At 31.9% G+C, this 24,967-nt stretch carries 24 protein-coding genes; 16 read left to right on the forward strand and 8 right to left on the reverse strand.

Annotation, left to right across the window (positions count from 1 at the left end):
- Positions 1-110: 110 nt before the first annotated feature.
- Positions 111-1,955, reverse strand: coding sequence for a DUF349 domain-containing protein (locus tag ACXAHM_RS17010; protein WP_474962153.1), 1,845 nt, complete (start codon positions 1,953-1,955; stop codon positions 111-113).
- 271 nt (positions 1,956-2,226) lie between these two features.
- Between ACXAHM_RS17010 and ACXAHM_RS17015 the strand changes: the two genes are divergently transcribed.
- Entirely contained in the window at positions 2,227-3,447 is a 1,221-nt protein-coding gene (locus tag ACXAHM_RS17015) for an NADH-quinone oxidoreductase subunit D (protein WP_474962155.1), read from the forward strand.
- 26 nt (positions 3,448-3,473) lie between these two features.
- A complete protein-coding gene (locus ACXAHM_RS17020; protein ID WP_474962157.1) occupies positions 3,474-4,742 on the forward strand; it encodes a glycosyltransferase family 4 protein in 1,269 nt (422 codons plus the stop codon).
- A gap of 2 nt (positions 4,743-4,744) precedes the next feature.
- On the opposite strand, the gene ACXAHM_RS17025 is transcribed toward ACXAHM_RS17020, so the two are convergent.
- Positions 4,745-5,485 carry an NAD-binding protein gene (locus tag ACXAHM_RS17025; protein WP_474962159.1) on the reverse strand — a complete coding sequence of 247 codons (741 nt, stop codon included), beginning with the start codon at positions 5,483-5,485 and terminating at the stop codon, positions 4,745-4,747.
- A 1-nt stretch (position 5,486) separates the two neighbouring features.
- On the reverse strand, positions 5,487-7,292 hold the full coding sequence (locus ACXAHM_RS17030; protein WP_474962162.1) for a TrkH family potassium uptake protein: 1,806 nt from the start codon (positions 7,290-7,292) through the stop codon (positions 5,487-5,489).
- A 127-nt stretch (positions 7,293-7,419) separates the two neighbouring features.
- Here ACXAHM_RS17030 and ACXAHM_RS17035 point away from each other — a divergent pair, with 127 nt between their 5' ends.
- A complete protein-coding gene (locus tag ACXAHM_RS17035) occupies positions 7,420-7,638 on the forward strand; it encodes a hypothetical protein (protein WP_474962164.1) in 219 nt (72 codons plus the stop codon).
- 2 nt (positions 7,639-7,640) lie between these two features.
- Here the strand turns inward: ACXAHM_RS17035 and hemH are convergent, their stop codons facing one another.
- The 4 genes from hemH to ychF all read right to left on the reverse strand — a co-directional run bounded on the left by hemH (position 7,641) and on the right by ychF (position 12,047).
- On the reverse strand, positions 7,641-8,687 hold the full coding sequence (gene hemH, locus ACXAHM_RS17040; protein ID WP_474962166.1) for a ferrochelatase: 1,047 nt from the start codon (positions 8,685-8,687) through the stop codon (positions 7,641-7,643).
- Between the two features lie 135 nt (positions 8,688-8,822).
- On the reverse strand, positions 8,823-10,028 hold the full coding sequence (locus ACXAHM_RS17045) for an ATP-binding protein (protein WP_474962168.1): 1,206 nt from the start codon (positions 10,026-10,028) through the stop codon (positions 8,823-8,825).
- Positions 10,029-10,117: 89 nt separating this feature from the next.
- On the reverse strand, positions 10,118-10,834 hold the full coding sequence (locus ACXAHM_RS17050) for a glycoside hydrolase family 25 protein (RefSeq protein ID WP_474962170.1): 717 nt from the start codon (positions 10,832-10,834) through the stop codon (positions 10,118-10,120).
- Positions 10,835-10,946: 112 nt separating this feature from the next.
- A complete protein-coding gene (ychF, locus tag ACXAHM_RS17055; RefSeq protein WP_474962172.1) occupies positions 10,947-12,047 on the reverse strand; it encodes a redox-regulated ATPase YchF in 1,101 nt (366 codons plus the stop codon).
- Between the two features lie 117 nt (positions 12,048-12,164).
- Here ychF and ACXAHM_RS17060 point away from each other — a divergent pair, with 117 nt between their 5' ends.
- Positions 12,165-12,950: an O-methyltransferase gene (locus ACXAHM_RS17060; protein WP_474962175.1), complete on the forward strand. Its 786-nt coding sequence runs from the start codon at positions 12,165-12,167 to the stop codon at positions 12,948-12,950.
- Positions 12,943-13,335, forward strand: coding sequence for a phosphoribosyl-AMP cyclohydrolase (locus ACXAHM_RS17065; protein WP_474962178.1), 393 nt, complete (start codon positions 12,943-12,945; stop codon positions 13,333-13,335). Before ACXAHM_RS17060 ends, ACXAHM_RS17065 begins: the two co-directional genes overlap by 8 nt.
- Here ACXAHM_RS17065 and ACXAHM_RS17070 read toward each other — a convergent pair whose 3' ends face one another.
- Positions 13,336-14,052 (reverse strand): outer membrane beta-barrel protein, encoded by a 717-nt coding sequence (locus tag ACXAHM_RS17070; protein ID WP_474962181.1) that lies wholly within the window; start codon positions 14,050-14,052, stop codon positions 13,336-13,338. It abuts the gene before it with no gap.
- Between the two features lie 454 nt (positions 14,053-14,506).
- On the opposite strand from ACXAHM_RS17070, the gene ACXAHM_RS17075 reads away from it, so the two are divergent.
- From ACXAHM_RS17075 to ACXAHM_RS17125, 11 genes are all read left to right on the forward strand, one after another.
- Positions 14,507-15,112 (forward strand): hypothetical protein, encoded by a 606-nt coding sequence (locus ACXAHM_RS17075; RefSeq protein ID WP_474962184.1) that lies wholly within the window; start codon positions 14,507-14,509, stop codon positions 15,110-15,112.
- Positions 15,093-15,443, forward strand: coding sequence for an MGMT family protein (locus ACXAHM_RS17080; RefSeq protein WP_474962186.1), 351 nt, complete (start codon positions 15,093-15,095; stop codon positions 15,441-15,443). The genes ACXAHM_RS17075 and ACXAHM_RS17080 overlap by 20 nt, the downstream gene beginning before the upstream one ends.
- 129 nt (positions 15,444-15,572) lie before the next feature.
- Positions 15,573-16,157 (forward strand): TetR/AcrR family transcriptional regulator, encoded by a 585-nt coding sequence (locus ACXAHM_RS17085; protein WP_474962189.1) that lies wholly within the window; start codon positions 15,573-15,575, stop codon positions 16,155-16,157.
- A gap of 3 nt (positions 16,158-16,160) precedes the next feature.
- A complete protein-coding gene (locus tag ACXAHM_RS17090; protein WP_474962193.1) occupies positions 16,161-17,435 on the forward strand; it encodes a TolC family protein in 1,275 nt (424 codons plus the stop codon).
- Positions 17,436-17,452: 17 nt separating this feature from the next.
- A complete protein-coding gene (locus ACXAHM_RS17095; protein ID WP_474962196.1) occupies positions 17,453-18,379 on the forward strand; it encodes an HlyD family secretion protein in 927 nt (308 codons plus the stop codon).
- 7 nt (positions 18,380-18,386) lie between these two features.
- Positions 18,387-19,304, forward strand: a complete 918-nt coding sequence (locus ACXAHM_RS17100) for an ABC transporter ATP-binding protein (RefSeq protein ID WP_474962198.1) — start codon at positions 18,387-18,389, stop codon at positions 19,302-19,304.
- Position 19,305: 1 nt separating this feature from the next.
- A complete protein-coding gene (locus tag ACXAHM_RS17105) occupies positions 19,306-20,052 on the forward strand; it encodes an ABC transporter ATP-binding protein (RefSeq protein ID WP_474962203.1) in 747 nt (248 codons plus the stop codon).
- Positions 20,053-20,054: 2 nt separating this feature from the next.
- The gene (locus ACXAHM_RS17110) at positions 20,055-21,173 is read left to right on the forward strand and encodes an ABC transporter permease (RefSeq protein ID WP_474962205.1); all 1,119 of its coding nucleotides are present in this window, start codon (positions 20,055-20,057) and stop codon (positions 21,171-21,173) included.
- 50 nt (positions 21,174-21,223) lie between these two features.
- Positions 21,224-22,348 (forward strand): ABC transporter permease, encoded by a 1,125-nt coding sequence (locus tag ACXAHM_RS17115; protein ID WP_474962207.1) that lies wholly within the window; start codon positions 21,224-21,226, stop codon positions 22,346-22,348.
- Between the two features lie 6 nt (positions 22,349-22,354).
- Positions 22,355-23,929 (forward strand): DUF8201 family protein, encoded by a 1,575-nt coding sequence (locus tag ACXAHM_RS17120; RefSeq protein ID WP_474962211.1) that lies wholly within the window; start codon positions 22,355-22,357, stop codon positions 23,927-23,929.
- A 26-nt stretch (positions 23,930-23,955) separates the two neighbouring features.
- Positions 23,956-24,480: a DUF7935 family protein gene (locus ACXAHM_RS17125; protein WP_474962213.1), complete on the forward strand. Its 525-nt coding sequence runs from the start codon at positions 23,956-23,958 to the stop codon at positions 24,478-24,480.
- The last annotated feature ends 487 nt before the right edge of the window (positions 24,481-24,967 follow it).

A 24,967-nucleotide genomic window follows, 5' to 3' on the forward strand; every position in this document is an offset into this window, starting at 1 on the left:
TACACGTAATATAGAGTTAATACTTTGAATAAACCAATTATTCCAAAATAAAATACAAAAAAAGGGAAGCTTGACGAGCAAACTTCCCTTAATATAGATATAAAACTTAATTAAGCATCTAAGCTTCTGATCACTTTTAATTGATCTTTTAACTTATTCACCTCAACTTTAGCTTCATCGATTTTCACATTATATTCTTCTAATAACTTACTAGCAGTCTTAGAGTTAGAGAAGAATGCTAAGTTATTTTGCCAAAGAGCAATATCGTCTTCAAGGTTTTTGATTCTTGTTCTAATATTTTGTTCTTGGTTTCTGAAGCGATTTCCACCACCTGGTAAATGGTTGAATACAGATGCTAAAGCTTGTAATTTACCTTTTTCATCTAAATCTTCTGACATACCAACATACTCTTCAACTACTGCTACAAATTTGTCAACAATAGCATCTTTTTCTTTTCTTGGAACGAATCCAATTGCGAAAAATGCTTCAGCTTTTTCATCAAGAACTTTTTGATCGAAAGTCGCTTTATCTGCAACTAATTTTGAAATTTCTAAGCAGATTTCTTCTTTCTTCTTTAAGTTCTCTAAGAATTCTTTTGACTCTTCTTGACGCTTATTTCTTTTTCTTTCGAAGAAGGCATCACAAGCAGCTTTAAATTCAGCGTAGATAGAGTCTCTGAATTTTTCGGGAACTGGACCAATACCCTTCCACTCTTTTTGTAAGCCGATCAAAGCATCAGAAGTGGCATTCCAATCAGAAGATTCTTTTAATTCTTCTGCTTTTGCTACTAACGCTTTTTTCTTTTCTAAGTTAACTCCTCTTTGCTCTTCTAACACTTCAAAGAATTTATTCTTATTTGTGAAGAATTGCTTGAAGTTTGCCCAGAATTGTTTATTAATACCGTTCGCTACTTCTCTTGGAACTGGACCAACAGCTTCCCATTCTTTTTGAACTTCAAGAAGTTTTTTAGTTTCATCATTCCAAGCTTTGATACGGTCTGTGTCAAAAGTAGAGAATGGTTCAACTTTTAAACATAAAGCTTGTTTCAACTTCATATTCTCTTCTAAAACCTTCTTAAACTCTTCTGCATGCTTTCTTTTAGCATCGTAGATTTTATCTGAGATTTCTTTGAAAGCATTCCAAATATTGTCTTTCTCTTCTTTTGGAACTGGACCAATATTTCTAAATTCTTCATGTAGTAAATTCAATGAAGTAACTGCTTCATTAACATTTTCTACTTCTAGTAATTTACCAGCTCTTTCGATAAGACCTAATTTTGCTTTTAGGTTTTTCTTTCTATCAAGTTCTTTTAATTCAAACTCAATGCTCATTTGATCATAGAATCTGTCTAAAAGAGCTCCATACGTTTTGTATATCTCTTCAGCGAATTGTTGAGGAACCGCACCAATTGTTTTCCATTGTGCCTGTAATTCCTTCACTTTAGTCATTACACCTTTGTCATCAGTTGTTTCAATCAACTCTTTTACTTGGGCAATGATTGCACGCTTTTTCTTTAGGTTGTCATCTCTCATTTTTTGCATTTGCTCAAAATGCTGACGACGATCTGTTCTAATTCTGTTAAATGCTTCAAAAAATGCTTTTGCATCAGTATCAGCGTATTCAAAACCTTCTACATCACCATTTGTAGCTTTGAATTGCTCACGTGCTTCATTTTCTTCCTCTCTTCTGATCGGATCAAAAGAATCTTTGATTTTTTTGGCAATTCTTTCGGCCTTCACTACATCTGAATTTCCAACAAGATTTTGGATCTCTTTTAATAATTCTGATTTCGAATGATTAGAGAAATCTACATCTTCTTGTAATTCTTCTTCTACTGACTGAGATGATTCATCGTCTCCGAAATCAGCTACATCTTCTAATTGAGAAGTTGTGTTTTCGACAACAGCTGCCTCTTGGATTTCGTTTGTCTGCGTTTCTTCTTGTGGAGTACCCATCTTAAAAAGCGGTTAAAAGTGCATCAATATATACTACTGACCATTCAAAAAATTAAAATTCCAGAATGGACCATTTGCGATTATCTCTTATCAAACGAAGAGATAATTTTCATGGACAAAAATAAACATTTTTGGGGTTTATTATAACTATTCCTACAAATAGATCTTTTTTTTCTCTTTTATTAGACAATTAAATAAAAGCCTTTGCTTTTTTTCTTGAATTTTTAAAATGAATCCATCAATTTTGATTTTCTGAGGAACAAACACTTTTATGGAAAAAAGACAAATTCAATATCAGTTCGAGGAAGATCATTTGATCAATTCATCAAAAAACGTTTTTGACCCTTCCAAACTAAAAATGGAAGAAATGGTGATCAACCTTGGTCCTCACCACCCTTCTACACATGGAGTATTACGACTTGAAGTATTAACCGATGGTGAATACGTAGTGGATTTGGTCCCTCACCTAGGATATTTACATCGTTGTTTTGAAAAGCATGCCGAAAATTTAAATTTTCAGCAAATCATTCCTTACGTTGATCGTATGGATTATATGGCTGCGATGAATTCTGAACATGCTTTTGCAATGGGTGTTGAGAAAATGTTAGGTATTGAAGAGAAAATCCCAAAAAGAGTGGAATATATCAGGGTTTTAATTGCTGAATTAAATCGCCTTGCCTCACACTTTATTGCAATAGGTACTTATGGTCTAGATATTGGTGCTACAACTCCATTCTTATGGATGATGAGAGACAGAGAGCATATTCTTCGTTTATTAGAATGGGTTTCTGGCGCTCGAATGTTGTATAATTATATATGGATTGGTGGACTCTATTATGATCTACCTTTAGGTTTTGAAGAAAGATGTGCTGAATTCATTCAATATTTCGAACCAAAACTTCAAGAATTAAAGGAGTTAGTAATTGATAATAAGATTTTTATTGAAAGAACAGCTAATGTAGGTGTTTTACCTTTAGATGTTGCTATTAATTACGGAACATCTGGTCCTGTTTTACGAGGTTCGGGTCTAGCTCATGATTTAAGAAGAGTAGATGGTTATTCTGTTTACCCCGAATTAGATTTTGATATCCCTGTTGGTCAAGGTACTATGGGTACTGTTGGTGATTGTTGGGATAGAACATATGTTCGCGTGTTAGAATGTTGGGAATCATTGAAGATCATGAAACAATGTGTTACTCAACTTACTACTACTTATAAAAGAGATCGTACATTTGACCCTCAAGAATTAGTTCCTAAAAAATGTAGACCAAAGGCAATGGACTTTTACAGTAGAGCTGAAAATCCAAAAGGTGAATTAGGTTTCTTTTTTAGAACAAACGGTAAATCAGATATACCTGAAAGGTTAAAAGCAAGAGCTTGTTCCTTCTGTAATCTTTCTGTTTTGCCAGAAATATCAAGAGGTGTGTTATTATCAGACTTGATTGCAATAATTGGCTCAATTGATGTAGTAATGGGAGAAGTGGACCGTTAATTTATAAGGTTCAAGGTTGAAAGAATATGATATTACATTCAGGGAAGTATAAAAATATTGAGGAATATATAAGTAATAATACAGATTTAAATATTTGTATCATTACACACTGTTACCCGCCAGATTTTGGTGCGGCACCTCATCAATACGCCCATATGGCTGAAAGTTTTGCGAAAAAAGGCCATAATGTGACTGTTCTAACTTCACATCCTTATTATCCAACAGGGAAATTATCACCAAGAAATTATTTTAGACTTCGTGAAAAGAAGCAATTAAATGGCGTTGATGTCATCAGACATTGGTTAATTCCTTCTCAAAAGAATAGTATTTTCTTTCGTTTACTTAGCATGACTACTATGCTAATAAGCATGTTATTCTCGGTAAGAACATTACGAAAGAAAAAAACTGATATCGTTATTGTACAAACTCCTCCTATTACTTTGCCTCTTCTAGGTATTTACCTTAAAAAGGTGCAAAAAATAAAACTTGTACTTAATGTTTCTGATTTATGGCCTCAAGCAATGGTTGATCTTGGAAGTATAAAGAAGAACTCATTCGCTTATAATTTTCTACATAAATTAGAAAAGTTCTATTACAACAAGGCTGACTATATTATTACTCAATCATTAGAGACTAAAGATTATATAGAAGATCTAGGCCACACTAATACTTTTCTTTACAGAATTGGTGCTGATACAGAGGTGTTTTCATTAAAAAAATCATCAAGAGATAATGGACCTCTACGTATAGTTTACACGGGTGTTTTAGGCATGGCTCATGGTATATATGAATTAATCAAAACTATTCCATTTCATGAATTAAATGCTGAATTACATATTTATGGTGATGGAATTGAAGCAAACAAAATAGCTAATTATATACATGTAAACGATTTATCAGCCGTTACTTTACACCCAAAAGTTGATTATGCTGATATTCCAGCAATTGTTCAACAATATGATGTTGCATTAATTTCACAAAAAAATTATGTAATGGGTACATTACCCGCTAAACTGTATGAAAGTATGAGTTTAGGTATGCCTGTTTTGTTTAATGGACAAGGTGAAGGTGAAATGTTGGTTGAAAGGCACCTTTGTGGTTTAACATCTAGGCCAGAACACCCAGAACAGCTAATTTCTAATATAAGTACATTACAGAAACTTTCTGTAAATGAACTGAATGCATTTTCTAATAATGCCCGTAAAGCTGCAGTCAACCTTTATGACAGAGACAAACAATTTAATCGTTTTTATGAAACCATGAAGAAGATTACACTAAGCTTAATCAAGGCCTAGGTCTACTTATCTACTAAATCTGTTACTTGTTTCAATCTTTCTTTAGCTCCTGCAAGAACAAGAGTATGGCTTTCATTTAATGTAATATCTCTAAAATCTTGAATAAACACTTTTTCTTTCTTTTCTTCTCCTCCTATTGATGATGTTGGATGTGAATTTTCCTTCAAGCAAATAACAGAAACATGGTATTGGTCTCTAAATCTTAATTTTCGAACACTTTTACCATAAAAGACAGAGGGAACATCCATTTCGATGATAAATACCCCTGGAGCAACTTCATCCATGGCTTTTACCTTTTTATTCATTAGTTCCAATGCAAATCGTTTCCCTTCCTGTTTTTCAGGGAAAATGACTCTAGAAATACCCATTTTGCCAAGTACTTTCGCATGCATATCTCTTGTTGCTCTAGCATAAATCTCTTCTACTCCAATCTCTTTTAAAGCTTCAATTGTCAATAATTTAGTTTCAAAGTTTTTACCATGAGAAAGAATTACTGTATCAGATTTTTTAATATGCTTTTTTAAAGCTAAAGGATTCGTAGTATCAGTCTCATAAAGGTATTCAAACCCCATTTCTCTTAACCTTTTAAGTGTAATGAAACTATCTTTAGATTCTCTAACAGACTCAAAATCATTATGCAAAATAATAAGAACGTCTTCTTTACTATTTCTTAATGTACGAGCGACTTCTATACCGAACGCCCCCATACCAATTAAAACAAATCTTTTATCTACTTTTTTCATATTAACCTACTAAAATAGAGCTCTCAGGATATCTATATTTAAAGTTGTCATGGTTTTCACCTAATAAAGATATTAAAGTGAATAACCCTATTTTACCTGCAAACATTATAAATGATATAATTACTTTTCCCACTTCAGTCAAATCTGCTGTGATTCCTCTTGATAAACCTGCAGTACCTAAAGCTGAGAAAAATTCAAAGAATAAATCTTCTGTTTCTATATTAGGTTCTACGATTGCCAATACAAAAAGTCCAAAGAAAGAAAGTAATATTGACATCATAAATACGATCACTGCTCTTCTAATGGTCGATTCTTGTATTGTATTCCAACCAATATGCACATGATTGTGACCTGTTATCTGTGCCCAAAGGTATTTAATTAAAATATATACTGTGGTAACTTTTATACCTCCAGCCGTAGAGTTTGGTGCTCCACCGATATACATTAATAAAATCATCATCATTACACTTGCTACAGATAAATCTCCAATTTCAACAACAGAGAACCCTGCTGTTCTACAGGTCACACTTGTGAATAGAGTTTGGAACAGTGAATCTGAAAAGCTTTGTTGAGCCCAACGATCAAAATCAGTAATATATAAACCAATTGTTCCAAAAATTATCAGGAATAAAGTAACTCTTAAAGATATTCTAGTTTGTAAACAGAATACTTTTTTATACTTCTCTTTTCTTTTTATGATCTCATTGTAAGTTTTAAAACCTATACCTCCAACAATGATCAATATCATGACAATTGAACCCGAAAACCAATCCGTTGCAAAATCTGCACCTTGAAGTCCTTCTGGGAAATTTGAAAACCCTGCATTACAGAAAGCTGAAACTGAATGAAAAATAGAAACAAAAATTCTATCTCCAGTTGAAAGCCCTAAGTCACCCCAAGCAAGATATAATAATAATGCTCCTATAAATTCAATCGTAAATGTGATGTAAAAGATTTTTTTGAGGATATCCGAAGAGGAAGCAATGTTATCTGCTTCTACCATATCTTGTATGATAAATTCTTCTCTAATTTTCACTCCTTTTTGTATGGTTAATGCGATAAACGTAGTTAGTGAAACAATCCCAAGACCTCCGATTTGGAACAAGAACATTAATATCAATTGTCCTTTAAAAGTAAAAACTTCACTTACATTAAAGGGTGCTAAACCTGTTACACATACAGCTGAGGTTGAAGTAAATATTGCATCTATCCATGTAATAGGCCTTGTTGTAGATTCAGGAAGCATCAGTAAACCTGCTCCAGTTAGTATGATAAACAAAAGTGATCCCACAATCATGGAAGTACTATTTGCAGTAAAGAAAAGCCAATAGGATCGATTATTAGCTAATGAAACAAGGCTTGCAACAATCATTGTAACCTGTACTACTATGATATAAACAGGCCAACCCCAATGATCTCCCTCTTTTCTGTAATGTTCCATTAAAAAGACTCTTACAAAGAGTATGGATATTATTATAAATAAGAAGAAAAGATCTACGGCATTTTCTTTATTTAAAATCTTCTTATCTCTAAATACTCCTAGTTTTATAATTATTACAACTGCAAAACTTGTTGCAATCCACCTATCATATTTAACAAGTTCAATTAATTCGATCTTACTCAAATTAAATCCTTGCGTATAAATAAGCGCTAATAAAGCAAGTATTCCCAAAATCAATTCAAATTGAGGAATACGTCTTTCTAACCAACGTTGAAGCTTACCTAACCATTCTTTCCTATCTTTTACTACATCTTGGTAAAGCGTCAAAAGGAGTTTTAGCCATTTTATCTTTTGCTTATCAGGCATTTAATTGGTCTTCTTAAAACTTTTTAACTGTCTATTCACTAAATATAATTGTCATAATTAAACAGAGTTCAATAATCCCCGTATAAACTCAAGATTAACTAGAAAAAATTATAAAAGAAATTTTATTATGACACAATTAGTGGTTTCTGTAAAGGACAATAAAAACGCATCAATTATCAAAGAGTTGCTTAAGGATTTATCTTTTGTTGAAAAAATTGAAGAAATAGACTCGGACGATGCAACGCTGACATCTGAAGAGAAATTAGAGAATGTAAAAAAACATATCCTCATGCTCAAGGAAGAACACAAGGATATGTCTGTAAAAGTTGATTGGACAGAAGAATAATTTTACTCTAATTCAGGAACATGAGCTTCATTACCTTTCACAAGATCTTCTAAGCATTTAATCCACATAGGATGATCATTTAGGCTTTCTACTAATTGCCAATGTTCACCACCATTTTCTTCAAAGATCTCTTTGTATTCTTCACCTACTTCAACAGTTGTCTCTAAACAATCGGCAACAAATGCTGGTGAGAAAGCAAGAACTCTTTTCTTCCCTTTTTTCGTTAGATTAATAATTGTATCTTCTGTATATGGCTGAATCCATGGGTCTTTTCCTAATCTAGATTGGAAACAAACACTATACATATTGTCAGCTAAGCCTAATTCTTTTGCGATTAGATCTGCAGTCTCAAAACAAGCAGAACGATAACAGAATGTATTTCTACTATATGCCTTTCTGTTACAAGTACCTCCTTCTCCACGAAGCTTACAACAAGTTTTTACATCTGCTTTGATAATTTGTCTTTCTGGTAAACCATGGAAAGAAAAAATAACATGATCAAAGTTTTCAGACCTCAAGTATTTATTACCGATATCTGCAAAAGTTTTGATATATAAAGGATGTCTATGATAATGTTGTACATAACTAACATCTGGAATCACTTGCCATTTCTTTGTCAATTCCATTACTTTTTGTGCCACAGATCCAGTAGTTGCGGATGCATATTGTGGGAATAACGGAACGACTACTATTTCGGATACATCATGCTTTCTCAATTCAATCAAAGCACTTTCAATAGAAGGACTTTGATATCTCATTCCTAATGCTACATGATAGCCTTCACCTAGTCTTTCCTGAAGAAGTTTTTGACATTCTAATCCATAATACAATAAAGGAGAGCCATTTTCTGTCCATACTTTTTTGTATTCTGCTGCTGATTTGGGAGCTCTAAATGGTGCAATAATAAGGTTAACCAATGGCCATCTTTTATAAAATGGAATATCAATCACCCTTTCATCCATTAAAAATTCACGTAGATATTTTCTAACATCACCTGTATTTGGGCTATCAGGGGTACCCAAATTAACTAGTAAGACTCCTTTCTTCATTTTATTATTTATTAAAAAGCACTTAAAATAAGTGTTTCTGAAGTTTCATTCAAAAAAATGAATCTTTACCAAAACTAAAATTTCAGTAAAGATTCGATAGATATTATAGTTAAATAACTTTAGGGTAAAATTGTTTTAAGCTTTTTCAACTTTATCAAAAGTTACAATAAAATCTGCTCCTTCACCAAAGACTGATTCACACTTTACTTGACCGTTCATATCTTCAACCATTTTTTTAACGATTGACAGACCTAAGCCAGTACTATGTTCTCCACCTGTTGGTCTAGCTGATAATTTTTGGAATCGACCAAAAAGTTTTTTCATATCATTTTCATTTAAGCCCGGCCCTTCATCTTTTATATGTAAATGAAGTTTACCATCTTCTTCTTTGATAAAAATTGATATTTTTTTATTTACAGGACTAAATTTAATAGCGTTTGAAACTAAATTTTGAAGAATTTGTCCAAAATATGTAGCATCAATATTAGCGTGATAATCTTCTCCTGCATTGACTTCTAAAGTTATGTTTTTCTTTTGTGCAGTCAATTCAAATCTCTCAATTCCCTCTTTTACTAATTGGGAAATATTGAGAGAAGTTATCGATAAGTTAGATGTTTTTGATTCTAAAGCATTTAAGTCAAGTATCTGAGTAATCAGTTCTTCTTGTTTCTTGATAGAATCCTGAATCATTTTGATATATTCTTTTTGCTCTTCTGTAAAAGTTTCCATATCAAATTTCATCAACTCGATAAGACCATCAATTTGGCTTAAAGGACTTTTCAAATCATGAGCAACAATACCAATTAGATGATTCTTTTCACCATCCAATTCCAAAAGTTCTTCGTTCTGAACTTGTAATGCTTTCGTTCTATTTTTTACTTTTTCTTCAAGTTTTTCATTTGCTTCTTGAAGTGAACTGAATAAACTACGGTTTTCAACTTTAAGATTGTATGCTTCAATTGCATTATCAATCGTTACCATTAGTTCATCTCTGTTCCATGGTTTAGTGATATATCGATATACTTCACCTTTACTAATGGCATTAATAATATCTTGAACATCGCTATATCCTGTTAAGACAATACGCATAATGTCTGGATATTGCTCTCTTACTTTTTCGAAGAGTTCAACACCTGTCATTTTGGGCATTCTCTGATCAGAAATAACGACACTGACATTTTCGTGTTCTTCTTTCAAGATATCCAAAGCTTCATCACCACTATTGGCGATAAGTACTTTATAGACTTTTCTAAATCCTGCTCTAAAAGAAACTAAGTTTTGTTGTTCATCATCTACATAGAGTACTGTAGGTTTACTCTTACCTGCTTGAACATTATCCATATATATAGGTTCTATCTTATCTCAACTTTCGAAATATAAAATTACGAAGTAAATAGATGTAAATCGAATAATTTATACATTTTTTACATCTAAACCCCGACTTTTGGCAATGATTGAGGAATATTAATTTTCAATTCTTCAACTTTAAATTTCCCTGGAATACACATTCTTTTCAATTCATCAATACTACCATGAAAAACATTTAAATCTACATCCCCTTGTATTCCTTTTGAACTTCCGCTATCCGTATATTGCCAAATACTCCATTTTTTTGATTTATGTTTAATTTTGGGCTCAAAAACACGACCATATGCAGCAATCCAAACAGGGTATTTTTCAAAGACCTTTCGATCTAAAAAAACATCGTGATAAAAAGAATAATTAGTATAGAGAATAGGTCTAATATTGTATCTTTTTTCAATTAGATTTAACCAAATACTTACTCTTTCTCTAAGAATAGGAATGGAAACCCCATCATAAGTTTCCACATCTAAAACGGGTGGTAAATCCCCAGGCAATAATTTTACATTTTTAACAAACCAATCAGCTTGAGCATAAGGATCAACATCTGCCCGAAAAAAATGATATGCAGATTTAATTATCTCTACATTATGTGCAGCCTTCCAGTTTTCATCAAAGTTGGCATCTTTGATTCTATTACCTTCTGTCGCTTTTATGAAAACAAATGAAAATCCGTCTTTTGTTACTTTTTGAAAATCAACTTTTTCTTGATAATAAGAAATATCCAAACCATGTACAGTATAACCAACTCTTTTTCTTGCATTAAGAAAAAAATAAAGAGTCAAAAGAAAACATGATATGATAGTAATTAGAATAAATTTGCTTTTCACGGGACAAAAAAATAATCCCATTGCCTTTTTAAAATAAGCAATGGGATTGAATAGTATATATCTTAAATTATACGTTGAATCTGAAGTGCATTACATCACCATCTTCTACAACATACTCTTTTCCCTCCACTTGAAGTTTACCAGCCTCTTTACAAGCTAATTCTGATTTGTATTCAACATAATCAGCATAATGGATAACTTCCGCTCTAATAAAACCTTTTTCAAAGTCAGTATGAATTACACCTGCTGCTTGTGGTGCTTTCCATCCTTCACGAATTGTCCAAGCTCTTACTTCTTTTTCACCTGCTGTAAAGTAAGTAATCAAATTTAATAAAGCATAAGAAGCTCTAATCAAACGATCAAGACCAGATTCAGTTAAGCCATACTCATCTAAGAACATTGCTTTTTCATCATCATCATCTAAACCAGCAATTTGTTCTTCAATTGCAGCACAGACCTTGATTAACTGAGCGTTTTCTTTCTCTGCAATTGCTTTCATGTTATTCACAAGATCATTGTCTTTATGAATTCCATCTTCATCTACATTTGCCAGATATATTACAGGCTTTGCTGTCAATAACATTAAGTCTGCTACTACTTCCCATTCTTCCTCTGTAGCATCAATAGAACGAGCATTTTCACCACTTTCTAAATGCGCTTGGAATTTTTCTAAAGCAGCAACAATCTTTTTGGCTTCAGCATTACCTGTTTTCGCCATTTTTGTATTTTTCTGTAATTTCTTCTCTACAGACTCCAAATCTTTCAATTGAAGTTCCATATCGATTACAGCTTTATCTTCTTCTGGATCTACTTTACCAGCTACGTGAACAATATTTGGATCATCAAAACATCTTACTACGTGAATAATCGCGTCTACTTCACGGATATTCGCTAAGAATTTGTTTCCTAAACCTTCACCTTTACTAGCACCTTTTACCAAACCTGCAATATCTACGAATTCAATTACTGTTGGTAAAGTTTTTTGAGGGTTTACTAACTCCTCAAGAACTTTGATTCTTGGATCAGGAACGACAACAACACCTACGTTAGGGTCAATTGTACAGAAAGGAAAATTTGCTGATTCAGCATTTTCAGCGCTTGTTAAAGCATTAAAAAGAGTTGATTTTCCAACGTTAGGTAAACCAACGATACCACATTTTAATCCCATGGATATGTATTCTTATTTCAGAAGATTAATTCTTTATCTATTTTTGCATGCAAATAGCATGAATTCCGCGCAAAGATAAGGTAAACTGCGGAATATTTAACTATAACTGACAGGTATATGCAAGTTTTAGACTTCATAAAATATAAATTTAAAGCAGGAAACGCTCATGGATTGCATTCTCCATTTGTGTATGAGCTTTACACTCAAGTAATTGCCCCTAAAAAAGAGTATTACATTTTTGAGAAAATAGAGGAATGTAGAAAACAATTATTAGCAAATTCAACGGTTATTGAAGTGAATGATTTAGGAGCTGGCTCTAAAGTCACTTCTTCTTTAAAAAGAAAAATTTCTAAAATTGCTTCCTCATCATTATTAAGCCCAAGGGAAGGTGCTTTCTTATTCGAATTGGTTGCAAAATATCGATATAAAAACATTTTAGAATTAGGTACTTCACTTGGCATAAGTACCTTATACTTATCTAGTTACAGCAATGAATCGACTGTAATATCTCTTGAAGGAAGTTCTTCTATTGCTAAAATTGCAAAGGAGAATTTTAAAGCATTTGAGAAAAATAATATTACCGTTATTGAAGGTGATATCAATGAAACTCTTGAAAAAGGTTTAGAAACTTTAAAGAAAGTTGATCTTGTCTATTTTGATGCGAATCATAAATATGAACCGACTATGGATTACTTCAAAAGATGTCTTCCTTATGTACATGAAAATACACTTTTCATCTTTGATGATATATATTGGTCTAAAGAAATGAAAAAAGCATGGCTAGAAATTTCCAACCATGAAAAAGTAGGGATTTCAGTAGATCTTTTTGATCTTGGATTAATTTATTTCAGACAAAAACAACCTAAACAATTTTTTACATTACAATTTACTCCCAATGAATAAAAAAGAACTTGAAGAATCGAATAATATCAATATCCAATTTCAAAAAAGAGAAGGTTTAGTACCAGTCATTGTTCAAGATGTTGATAACATGGAAATTTTAATGCAAGGATGGGCGAATGAATTAGCATTAGAAACAACAATACAACTTAGAAAAGCAACTTTTTGGAGTACCTCTAGAAATGAATTATGGACAAAAGGGCTAACTTCAGGAGATTATCTTGAAATTGTTGAAATATTAACAGATTGTGATCAAGATGTACTTCTTTACAAAGTAAAAATGCAAGGAAAAGGGGCTTGTCACACCAAAAACAGTAAAGGTGAAACACGTAAGAGCTGTTTCTACAGAAAAGTAGACGGAGAAAGTCTTAAAAACCTAGATGAATAATTATTTCGTTTCTAAAGCTCTATCTAACCTTCCGTAAGTCAGTGGAATAAAACAAGATAAGTTAATTGACATTACATTATCATTTCCTTCAATATTTCCATAATCAGAGATATTGTCAAGATAATCTGTCAAAGGATTAATGAATGTTGCACTTGCTCCGAACCCAAAATTATTCTTAAAGTAATACGTAAATCCTACACGGGTAGGAAGTGAAAAGGCAAAATTGGAATAAGTTTCATCTTCATTTCTAGTTTCAAAAATACCATCATCTTCATCTTTGATATTTTCTATCAGCTCATTACCATTTTGATCATAGGGATTGTAATAAAATAAACCAATACCTTGATTTATATATAATCTAAAACGTTTTGAATTAATGATATTAAAACCTGCAGACAAACTAAAATTCAAGGTTTGTGATTCAAAGTAATCATTCGGGAAAGGTGGGTTTAATGGTGGCACATAATCACTATCTCTTAGTTTTTGACCTTGTAAATACAGGTATGTCATATCAAATCTGATATTCCATCTCTTCTGATTTTTAAAGAGAAAACCAATATTTGCTCCTCCATTTACCTTTGAATATTTTGAAGATAAATCACCTCTATAAGATCCCAATGCTAAGCCGACTTCCAATACAGTTTTTGGTCTTGGCAAAGGCTCTTGTGCGAATGAATGAATTGATATAAAGAGTAATAATAATGTAAGTAATCTCATGGTTGATGTTTTCGTGCCCATTGAATATATTTCATCAATTTATTATCAGAGAGAATTTTATCTTTTGTATTAAAATTCTTACCTAATTCTTTTTCAGAATAAGATTTATGAAGAAAGTTATGACATTTTCTGCAAACTTTTATACCACTATAAAGCATTTCTTCTTTGGTATAGTTCTTTTTAAACCATTTATTCTTGTGCGTACTTTTTGGTATTAAATGATGAAATGTTAAAGGATATTCTCCTTCACATAATTCACAAATTCCTACCTCTCCACCCCTAGGCATATAATAATAAGAATGAGTATGATAATAAGATGAATATAATGGTCAAATTTTTGATTATAAACTATAACCTTTATTTTTTTCTTTGAGAGTTCTATAAAATCTTTTTTTTCTGAAGATTAATACTCTCATAATTACATATAAACAGATTTCTAAAAATCATTTTGATTATGAAATTAAAATTATCTCTACATATATTATTTTTATTTATACCACTTTTACCCTACGCTCAAGATATTAGTTCAAAGGATCAAGTTATAGAAGCTTTAATGATTAATCCTAATGATACTCTTTTATGGGAGTGTTATATAGGTAAATCATGGAATTCAATGAATATCTATGAAAAAGAGCAATGCCAAGAATTATCTGTTCGATTCGGAAAAAATTTAAAAGAACAATTAGAAAAAGAAAAAATGTCTTGGGATCAATTAGAAACAGACTCTTTTGATTCTGATGTGGACTCTCTAGAAAGTACGGCTACTAAATTAGTTTCCAATGATTTTTTAAAAGAAGAAAAAAAACTAGAAAATGATGCAAAAACAGCTGCAGAAGCAAGTATTGCAGAATTAAAAGCTATGTCTCAAAATACCCAGAAAAACTTACCCCTCATTGAAGATTTTATTGAAAAAAAGACTTCTGAGTTGAATATTGAATATGTAAATCACAACTCAGAAAATGGTGAAGAAATTTTAGATTGGATAAAAATGTACGGGCAAAAAATTTATATTGAAACTTACAAAGAGATCATTGAGAGTCATGGCCAAACAGGAGAATAACGATAAGTCTTCATTCTTTCAAGATGTATGGGATGTCGCAAGACTTATCCCAGAAGGAAGAGTTACATCATACGGTGCAATTGGTGCTTATCTAGGGCGAAAAGGTAGTGCGAGAATGGTCGGATGGGCAATGAATGCCTCTCACGGAGATGATTCTGTCCCTGCTCATAGAGTCGTCAATAAACTAGGTTTACTTACAGGAAAACATCACTTTGATGTCAAAAATCCCATGCAAGTTCAATTAGAAGCAGAAGGAATTTCTGTAATTGATAATCAAATCCAAAATATGAATGAAATATTTTGGGATCCTTCCCTTGAATTAGAACTATAATTTTTCCATTAAATAATATCACTAAAAAAGAAATTTACGTCAGCTTTTAACTTTTTGATTAAAAAACAGTTGACTCAATTTAACTAAATAGTTAAATTAATTTTGTAATTAACCATTTAGTTAAATTATATGGATTCTAAAGAAAAAATATTAGAAGTCGCAAGAGATATTTTTCAAAAAAAAGGAAGTTCTGGAGCTAGAATGCAAGAAATTGCTGATGCTGCTGGAGTCAATAAAGCACTTCTCCATTATTATTTTAAAAATAAGGACGGCTTATTCAAAGCAGTGTTTGTCGATTTAATTCGGAAAATGCTACTTCCACTAAAAGAAGAACTCTTCAAAGCTAATCTTACACTAGAAGAAAGAATCTCAAATTTTGTAACTGCATATATTAATTCATTAAAAGAAAATCCTCTACTCCTATCATTTATCATGGGTGAATTGAGGACCAACAATCTTCCAATAATGCCACCTCCTGAAATAGCTGAAGGAGTTCAACAACTAGGTGAAGAATTAAAAACTACTCTAGAATTTAAAGACCTTAACCCTTTTCAGCTTACTACTACTATTTTAGGAAGCTGTGTTTTCCCATTTATAGCTCGACCTATGCTAGTTGGTTTAGGACTAGAAAACAATCAAACATTTGAGGAATTTCTCGAGGAGCGTAAAAAAGTACTTCCACAAATAATCCTATCAGGTATCAAGATAAAATAAGGTATGAAAAAAACGCTAATTTTATTATTTAGCCTTCTCAGTTATCAACTTATGGCACAAACAACCATTACATTTGAACAGGCTGAACAAGAGGCAATTGAAAAGCATCCCATTACTTCTCAAAGAGAAATGTACGAAAGGATGCACAAAATGGGTATTGAAACCATTGAAAAAGATAAACTTCCAAAATTTGACCTTCAAGGGAAATTAGGTTATTTCTCAGATGTCATCTCTCCTGAAGACCCCAATTCTCCAGCTGCTCAGGTATTTCCAGAAATACCTTATACACAATGGCAAGCCTATGGATCAATTGAATACAGTCTTTTTGATGGTGGAGTTAAAAAGAAAAGAATTGCTGATAAGAATGCCGAATATGGCGTTCAAATGCAAGAAAATACAGTAAGTCAATTCAAAATAAAAGAATCTGTTTCTCAGGTATACTTCGCTGCTTTAAGTTTTCAGGAACAGGAGATTTTAATAAAAGATGGGATTATCAAAGAAATAGAAAATCGTATCGAAGAAATGAAGAAACTTCAAAGCGGTGGTGTTGCTTTACCCAATAGTACGGATGCTTTGAAGGTGGAGTACCATAAAGCGAAACAAAAACTGCTATCTGTACAGGCTCAAAAAAACGGTGCTTTAAGAGTTTTATCTATCTGGTTAGAAAGGGAAAACGAATGGAATGAATTAATACTTACAAGACCCAATATTGTAAATGAAAACACTACTGAAATATTAAGACCCGAGTTAAAAATGTTTTCGCTACAATCTCAAAAAATGGATGCCACTAGTGATCTAATTCAATCACAGAGAATGCCCAAAATTGGTTTGTTTGCACTTGGAGGGTATGGCACACCTAATCCATATAACTTTTTAGAGGTTGATGGTGATTTCTTTTATCAAGTTGGTTTTCAAATAAAGTGGTCACCATTTGATTATGGAAAAAACAAAAAAGAAAGACAAGTCACTCAAATTCAAAAAGAAGTCATCAATTCTGAATTAGAAACTTTCAATAAAAATATAACCATTCAAATTTCCCAAATCCAAGCACATATCAACCAACTTGAAGCGATGATTAAAGAAGATAATGAGATCATTTCAATTCAAGAAAATCGAGCTAAAAGAACAAAGGGTGCATTAGAAAATGGTGCTGCGACTACTTCTCAATATGTCACACACCTCAATGAATTAACTGATGCAAAGTTAAACTTATCGAATCACGAACTTGAACTCTTGCAAACTAGATATCAGCTTGCAATGACGAAAGGACTTCTTTAATTCTAAAAAATACTCCAATGAAAAATAGATCTAAAAATAGAATACAAGCATTAAAATATACTTTGTTGATTGGCTTTGTCATTAATCTCATTAGCTGTAATAATGCGGAAGATAAATCTGATACTTATGGAAACTTTGAAGCTGTAGAAGTTATTGTATCCTCAGAAGGTCAAGGACAAATTATTGATTTAAAAATAGAAGAAGGTCAAAAAATAAAGCTTGATCAGAAAGTTGGTCAAATAGACACAATCCTTCTTGATTTACAGAAAAAAGAGGTAGAAGCCAATATAGAAGCACTTGGCTCAAGAGTTATGAGTATTCATGAACAAATTGCAGTGTATGAAGCTCAAAAGAAGAAATTGATGATTGATAAAAATCGTCTTGAAAAGTTATTTGCTAATGAAGCGGCCACTCAACAACAATTGGATGAGGTTAACTCTGCCTTAGCGATTAATGAAAAGCAATTACAAGCAACAAGGAGAAAAATATCAGATTCGAATAGAGCTACGATGAGTCAATATGGGCCTTTGAGTAAAAAGATTGATTTGATTAATGAACAGATTGATCGTTGTGAGATTATTTCTCCAGTCCAAGGAACAATTCTTCAAAAATATGCTGAAAAGGGAGAAATGACTTCTATGGGGCGTCCTCTTTATAAAATTGCAGATTTAAGTAGTTTAAAAGTGAAAGCATACGCTACGGCAACACAATTAGCCTCTGTTAAAATTGGTCAGAAAGTTACGGTTTTGACTGACGGAAAAGACGGTCAGTTAAATCAAACCCAAGGTACCATTGAATGGATTTCTGATAAAGCAGAATTTACACCGAAAACTATTCAGACAAGAGAAGAAAGAGTGAGTTTGATTTATGCTTTTAAAGTAAAAGTAAAGAACACTGATGGTCTTTTCAGAATTGGAATGCCTGCTGAGGTAAATTTTAAATAACAAGTCTATGTCAGTAATTCAAATCAAAGACCTTAGAAAAAATTATGCTGAAGTTGAGGCTTTAAAGGGTATTTCTTTTAATGTTGAACAGAATGAAATCTTTGGATTGATTGGCCCTGATGGAGCTGGAAAATCTACTTTAATTAGGATATTAAATTCTTTGATTTTAGCCGATAGTGGTGAAGTTTCAGTAATGGGAAAAGACCCAAATAAAGATTATCAATATATCAGAAATCACATCGGCTATATGCCTGGGCGTTTTTCTTTATATGAGGACCTTTCTGTAAAAGAAAACTTAGAATTTTTTGCTACCATATTTGGTACTACAATCAAGAAAAGTTATGATTTAATTAAAGAAATCTATCAACAGATAGAACCTTTTAATGATCGTCGTGCAGGTGCACTTTCTGGTGGAATGAAACAAAAATTAGCCTTGTGTGCAGCATTAATACATTATCCAAAAGTATTGTTTTTAGATGAACCAACGACAGGTGTTGATCCTGTTTCTAGAAAAGAATTTTGGCAGATCATAAAGGGATTAAATCAACATAATATTACCATAATTGTCTCCACTCCATATATGGACGAAGCTAATCTTTGTGATCGTGTTGCATTGATGAATGATGGTGAAATTTTACGTATTGACACTCCTAAAAATGTTGCATCTTCATTTGATAGATCTCTTTATGCAATTGAAACCACAGAAGGTAATTATCAGCTCATTAAAAAATTAAGGACTTATGAATTCCTTGACAGTGTTTTTCCTTTTGGGGAGAAATTACATTATACAGATAAAAGAGATCAAGATGTACAAAGTGATTTAATTTCATTTCTTGAAAAAGAAAATTTCAATAACATCTCAGTGGAGAAAATACAATCCAATACTGAAGATGTATTTATTCGCCTTATGAATAAACAAAAGTGATATGGAAGGAGAAAAAATAATCGAGACAAATAAGCTAACGAAAGCATTTGGCTCATTCAAAGCGGTTAATGAAATTACTTTTGATGTCAAAAAAGGAGAAATTTTCGGTTTTTTAGGTGCCAATGGTGCAGGGAAATCAACGGCTATGAAAATGTTGACTGGTCTTCTTTCTCCCACTTCAGGAGAGGCTCATGTTGCAGGTTATGATGTATTTACTCAACAAGAGGAAATCAAAAAAAACATTGGTTACATGAGTCAGAAATTTTCATTATATGATGATTTAAGTCTATTAGAAAATATCAAATTTTTCGGTGGAATTTATGGACTTACTCCTCAACAACTTGATGAAAGAGGAAATAGTATGATCGAGCGATTGGGTTTATCTGATGTCAGTCATAAGTTATTAAGAGAAGTTCCATTGGGTTGGAAACAGAAAATTGCATTCTCTGTTGCAACTCTGCATAAACCCAAAATCGTTTTTCTAGACGAACCAACAGGAGGTGTTGATCCAATTACAAGGCGTCAATTTTGGGAACTGATTTATGAAGCCGCAGATCAAGGCACAACTGTTTTTGTAACTACTCACTATATGGATGAAGCCGAATATTGTAACCGTATTTCGATGATGGTTGAAGGAAGAATAGCGGGCTATGGTTCTCCAAAGGAATTAAAAGCTCAATTTGATTCAGACAATATGGATGAAGTCTTCGTAAAAATTGCTCGTGGTGAAAATTATAAGCTCAAATAGTTATGTATGATAGATTAAAAGGCATTATAAAAAAAGAGTTCTATCACATCTTTAGAGATCGACGAACGCTATTGATTCTTTTTGGTATTCCCATAGTTCAAATCATTTTGTTTGGTTTTGCTATTTCCAATGAAATCAAAAATGTAAAAATTGCTGTTTTAGACTTAGCGAAAGATGAGCATAGCACAAAAGTTATTAATAAAGTTTTATCGACTTCTTATTTTACTTTAGACAAATATTTAGTTTCTGAAGATGATATTGATAAGACATTTAAAGAAGGAAAAATCAAAGCAACATTAGTTTTCCCTCCAAAATTTAGTGAAACACTTACAAAAGAAAATAAAGCGGATATTCAGATAATTTCTGATGCAACTGATCCAAATACAGGAACGCAAATTGGTGGATTTCTACAAATGCAAGTTCAACAGTATTTAATAGAAAATGAATTAAACACTGGGATGATGCCTCCTCCAGCTATGATCAATACAGAAGTTGAGATGCGTTACAATCCAGAATTGAAGTCTGTATATATGTTTGTACCTGGATTAATAACCATCATTTTGATGTTGGTCTGTACGATGATGACTTCAATAGCCATTACAAGAGAAAAAGAAACTGGTACGATGGAAGTTCTACTTGCCTCTCCAATGCATGCCTCCATCATTCTTTTAGGAAAAGTAATTCCCTATCTCCTACTTTCTTTTGTAAATGCATCGATAATAATTGGATTAGGACGCTTCATTTTTGACGTTCCAGTAGTCGGCAGTTATACTTTACTAATTGGTGAAATAATCTTGTATTGTTTAGTTGTTTTAGCGCTAGGAATATTTGTTTCAACTGTAGCTGAAACACAACAACTCGCCTTGATGATTTCATTATTTGCATTGTTCCTTCCAACCATGCTTCTATCAGGGTTTATTTTTCCTATAGAAAATATGCCATGGCCATTACAAATGGTTTCAAGAGTAGTCCCTGCCACCTATTTTAATATTATCATTAAGTCCATCATGCTGAAAGGAGTAACTATTGGTAATATTTTAAAGGAAACCCTCACTCTTGGAGGAATGTTTATCGTCCTTATGGTAGTTAGTATTAAACGATTTAAAATTAGACTGGAGTAATCTCATTTTTAGTCAGAAAATGATGTTCTACTTTACTGAAGAAATAGATTATGAGTGCATTAAAATTTATACTCCAAAAAGAATTTAAACAGATTTTCAGAGACAAGGGGATGTTACCTTTGATCTTTGCAATGCCTATCGTACAATTGTTGGTACTTTCCTTTGCGGCAACATTTGATGTAAAAAATATCCAACTTGAAATTATAGATAGAGATCATTCCCAAACCTCACAGGCTTTAATTGAAAAATATGAAGCTTCTAATTATTTCAAATTAGTGAGTTTCAGAAATGCCACTGATCCCAAAGGTGAGGCTTTACAGGAAGGATATGCAAATATTTCACTAGAGATACCTGATGATTTCGAAAAGGATCTATATAAAAATATCCCTGTAGATTTATCAGCGAAGGTAAATGCGATTGATGGCATGACAGCTGGCGTTTCGGCCTCCTATGCTCAAACGATCATTCAGGATTTTAGACAAGAATTTATTACTTCTCATATTGATGAATTCAGTCAATATACTTCTCCTTTTCAAATCAATTTTTCTATGCAAAATTGGTACAACAATACGTTAAACTATAAGTTTTTCATTGTTCCAGGACTTTTAGTAATCTTAGTCAGTATGATCGGTATGTTCTTAACCTCCATGAATATTGTAAAGGAAAAGGAAATTGGGACAATTGAACAACTTAATGTTACTCCTATCACTAAAACAGAGTTTTTATTGGGTAAAGTTCTTCCCTTCTGGTGTATCGGAATGTTTGTTCTAACTGTAGGATTAATTGTAGCAAAATTATTTTTCAGCATACCAATGAGAGGACCTATGTATCTAATTTTCCTATTTGCAATGGTCTATCTTTTAGTAGTTTTAGGATTAGGATTATTTATTTCTACTTTGGCTGATACACAACAGCAGTCAATGTTTATTGCATGGTTTTTTATGGTAGTATTTGTTCTTTTGAGTGGCATGTTTACACCAATTGAAAATATGCCTGAGTGGGCACAAAAGATCACTTATATTAATCCATTTCGTTATTTTATAGAGGTAATGCGGGGTGTATTACTTAAAGGAGCAACTTGGACAGACATCAAAGGCAATTTTTATATTATTGGAATCTATGCAATAATTATTAATACAATGTCTATTTTAGCATATCGTAAAACGAATGGCTAACAGGCAATGCTTATCACTTTATTACTTTTAATCCTTCTCCTTTTTCAAACTATTGGTGCTGGATTATTTTTTCTAAAAGCATTTAAAACTTCTAATGAATACGATATTATTTCTACTGCATTCATTGGAAGTTTTTTTATAATGATACAATTAGGTTTTATACATTTTTTACTACCAATTCAATGGTTGTCTGTAATAATTGTATCCATCCTATCATTAATAGGATTTATTACCTCTTATAAGAAGATAAAACGCCCTATTCTTGACAAAAAATCAATTGGATTACTTTTTCTAATATCCTTCTATTTTCTTACTAAGGGATCACTAACTCCTTCATGGGTTGACTCAGGTTTATATCATGCACAGGTCATTAAATGGTACAATAACTATCCTATTGTAAAAGGATTAGCAAATCTTTTCTGTGGATATGGATTAAACTCAAATTTTCATCTTTTTGCGAGCCTTTCTACATATCAATGGATGGGGACTAACTTTCCCAATATTGGAATAGTATTTTTTGAACTCTTATTTAGTTTTTATCTTATTCAAAAAGGAAAAGAAAAACCAATTCTTTACTTAATTTTAATTTGGTTTTTAGTCGCTTTTTGGGGTTGGGAATCTTCTCCTTCTCCCGATATCATCATTACTATTTTAATAGTTCTAATTGGTTTGTTAATTATAAAGCAAAATACAACTATTGAAGAAAATATTCTACTCGCCTTATGTTGTATTTATTCTGTAACTATAAAACAGTCGTCCTTTATATTTGTGTTCTTAATTCCATTTATCTTTATACAGAAAAATTTAAATAAGAGAACTATTCTTCTACTTCTTACCACAGGCAGTGTCGTTTTTCTGATTTGGGTGATTAGGAACTACACCTTAACTGGGTATTTACTGTACCCTATTACTTCATTGGATTTATTTAATCCTAAACATCAAGTTCCTAAAAATATTATACATCATTGGTTACAACAAGTAACATTGTTTGCAAAACTACCTACAGAGAACTTTATTAATGTACAAGGACAAAATTTTTATAATTGGATACCAACATGGTTTAATCTTCACCGAAAAACAGATCAATTGTTGATATTGGTAACACTTGTGAATCTCTTCCTTGCTATTTTTAAACAGAAAAAAGAGAACAGAGTTTTATTCATTACGATAATTATAAGTTTAACTTTTTGGCTGTTTAAAACTCCAACGATTCGATTTGCTTATGGGTATATGTTTTTATTAATCATCATCAATTTTAGTGACCTGTTTCTGAAGATACAGAAAAAAGTACTCTCTATCGTATTAAGTATTTTTTTACTTATCAGTACATTTTATTCCATCAGTTATAAAAAGTTCAATAACTTGATTTCCCCTCAAGATTACGATGCAAATTCATTAAGCAAGATAATTTTTAATGGAAATACTTTCTATATACCGAATGGAGGAAATTGCAAGAACTCACCTTTACCTTGTCTATATAGAGATCCAAATGAAGGCATAAAGATGTTTTCTGATAAAATAAATGATGGTTTTTATCAAACTGTGCCATCAAAAATTGATATAGACAAAAGAGGTTACTAATATTGCATGAAATTTTTTGATATTATATGACAACTGAAATAACAGATTTATTAAAAATCACTATCCCTGCAGGTATTGTTCTTTACGGTGCCTTTGCTATGGTTAAAATGTTCTTACAAAAAGAATATGATACTATATCGATCAAAATGAAAAGTAGTCAGATCGAACAAACTTTACCATTAAGATTACAAGCTTATGAAAGGTTAGCTTTATTCTTAGAGCGTATAACCTATAGAGAATTATTAGATAGAATCAATTATGATGATATCTCAGCACTTTTATTCCAACAAAGTCTGATCATTACAATAAGAGATGAATTTAACCACAATTTGTCTCAACAAATTTATGTAAGTCCAGAACTTTGGGAAATGATTCGTGGAGCGAAAGAAGAGAGTATCTCATTTATCAATAACATTGCAAAACAGTTACCAGAAAATGCAAGTGGTTTTGACTTAGCAAAAGCTATTCTAGAGAATAGTATTACCGAAGAAGCATCCCCTCTTGACGTCTCACTTATGAAGTTAAAAGAAGAGGTTAGCACACTGTTTTAAAGCTATTTACACTCATTAATTAGTGTTACCTTTTGTTTACTAGAATATTGAAACGGTTGTATTTACTTTGCGTTATAATAATTACAAAAAGAAAACAACATCTTACTTCCGGGTAAGATTTAAGATATTTAAGATTAAGAGTAATAGTTAGTTTTTGGGTTATGAAAAAGAGTTGGAAGTTTCTTCTAACTCTTTTTTTCGTTTTAGTAAATCCATCATTTATAATTAAATAAAGAATTTAAAATTATCTTAAATATCATTCACAATGATACTGTAACACGTCTGATAATAAAGTCGTTAAATAGATTATAAAATGAAAATAATTTTCAGGTCTCGACTTGAAATAAAGATATAAAGATTAAGAGTAATAGTTAGTTTTTGGGTTATGAAAGAGTTAGGAGTTTCTTCTAACTCTTTTTTTATAACAAATTACACAACAACACCTCTTATTAATGATTGTTTACACAAATAAAGAGACAGTGAATGA

Source organism: Flammeovirga sp. AWQ4_249 (assembly GCF_056161045.1).

Coding starts and splice junctions, on each gene's coding strand:
- ACXAHM_RS17080 (WP_474962186.1), top strand. CDS start 15,093: ATGGCCAAACAGGAGAATAACGATAAGTCTTCATTCTTTCAAGATGTA.
- ACXAHM_RS17065 (WP_474962178.1), top strand. CDS start 12,943: ATGAATAAAAAAGAACTTGAAGAATCGAATAATATCAATATCCAATTT.
- ACXAHM_RS17045 (WP_474962168.1), bottom strand. CDS start 10,028: ATGGATAATGTTCAAGCAGGTAAGAGTAAACCTACAGTACTCTATGTA.
- ACXAHM_RS17115 (WP_474962207.1), top strand. CDS start 21,224: ATGAGTGCATTAAAATTTATACTCCAAAAAGAATTTAAACAGATTTTC.
- ACXAHM_RS17060 (WP_474962175.1), top strand. CDS start 12,165: ATGCAAGTTTTAGACTTCATAAAATATAAATTTAAAGCAGGAAACGCT.
- ACXAHM_RS17125 (WP_474962213.1), top strand. CDS start 23,956: ATGACAACTGAAATAACAGATTTATTAAAAATCACTATCCCTGCAGGT.
- ACXAHM_RS17010 (WP_474962153.1), bottom strand. CDS start 1,955: ATGGGTACTCCACAAGAAGAAACGCAGACAAACGAAATCCAAGAGGCA.
- ACXAHM_RS17070 (WP_474962181.1), bottom strand. CDS start 14,052: ATGAGATTACTTACATTATTATTACTCTTTATATCAATTCATTCATTC.
- ACXAHM_RS17020 (WP_474962157.1), top strand. CDS start 3,474: ATGATATTACATTCAGGGAAGTATAAAAATATTGAGGAATATATAAGT.
- ychF (WP_474962172.1), bottom strand. CDS start 12,047: ATGGGATTAAAATGTGGTATCGTTGGTTTACCTAACGTTGGAAAATCA.
- hemH (WP_474962166.1), bottom strand. CDS start 8,687: ATGAAGAAAGGAGTCTTACTAGTTAATTTGGGTACCCCTGATAGCCCA.
- ACXAHM_RS17105 (WP_474962203.1), top strand. CDS start 19,306: ATGGAAGGAGAAAAAATAATCGAGACAAATAAGCTAACGAAAGCATTT.
- ACXAHM_RS17085 (WP_474962189.1), top strand. CDS start 15,573: ATGGATTCTAAAGAAAAAATATTAGAAGTCGCAAGAGATATTTTTCAA.
- ACXAHM_RS17035 (WP_474962164.1), top strand. CDS start 7,420: ATGACACAATTAGTGGTTTCTGTAAAGGACAATAAAAACGCATCAATT.
- ACXAHM_RS17015 (WP_474962155.1), top strand. CDS start 2,227: ATGGAAAAAAGACAAATTCAATATCAGTTCGAGGAAGATCATTTGATC.
- ACXAHM_RS17120 (WP_474962211.1), top strand. CDS start 22,355: ATGCTTATCACTTTATTACTTTTAATCCTTCTCCTTTTTCAAACTATT.
- ACXAHM_RS17075 (WP_474962184.1), top strand. CDS start 14,507: ATGAAATTAAAATTATCTCTACATATATTATTTTTATTTATACCACTT.
- ACXAHM_RS17030 (WP_474962162.1), bottom strand. CDS start 7,292: ATGCCTGATAAGCAAAAGATAAAATGGCTAAAACTCCTTTTGACGCTT.
- ACXAHM_RS17090 (WP_474962193.1), top strand. CDS start 16,161: ATGAAAAAAACGCTAATTTTATTATTTAGCCTTCTCAGTTATCAACTT.
- ACXAHM_RS17110 (WP_474962205.1), top strand. CDS start 20,055: ATGTATGATAGATTAAAAGGCATTATAAAAAAAGAGTTCTATCACATC.
- ACXAHM_RS17095 (WP_474962196.1), top strand. CDS start 17,453: ATGAAAAATAGATCTAAAAATAGAATACAAGCATTAAAATATACTTTG.
- ACXAHM_RS17025 (WP_474962159.1), bottom strand. CDS start 5,485: ATGAAAAAAGTAGATAAAAGATTTGTTTTAATTGGTATGGGGGCGTTC.
- ACXAHM_RS17100 (WP_474962198.1), top strand. CDS start 18,387: ATGTCAGTAATTCAAATCAAAGACCTTAGAAAAAATTATGCTGAAGTT.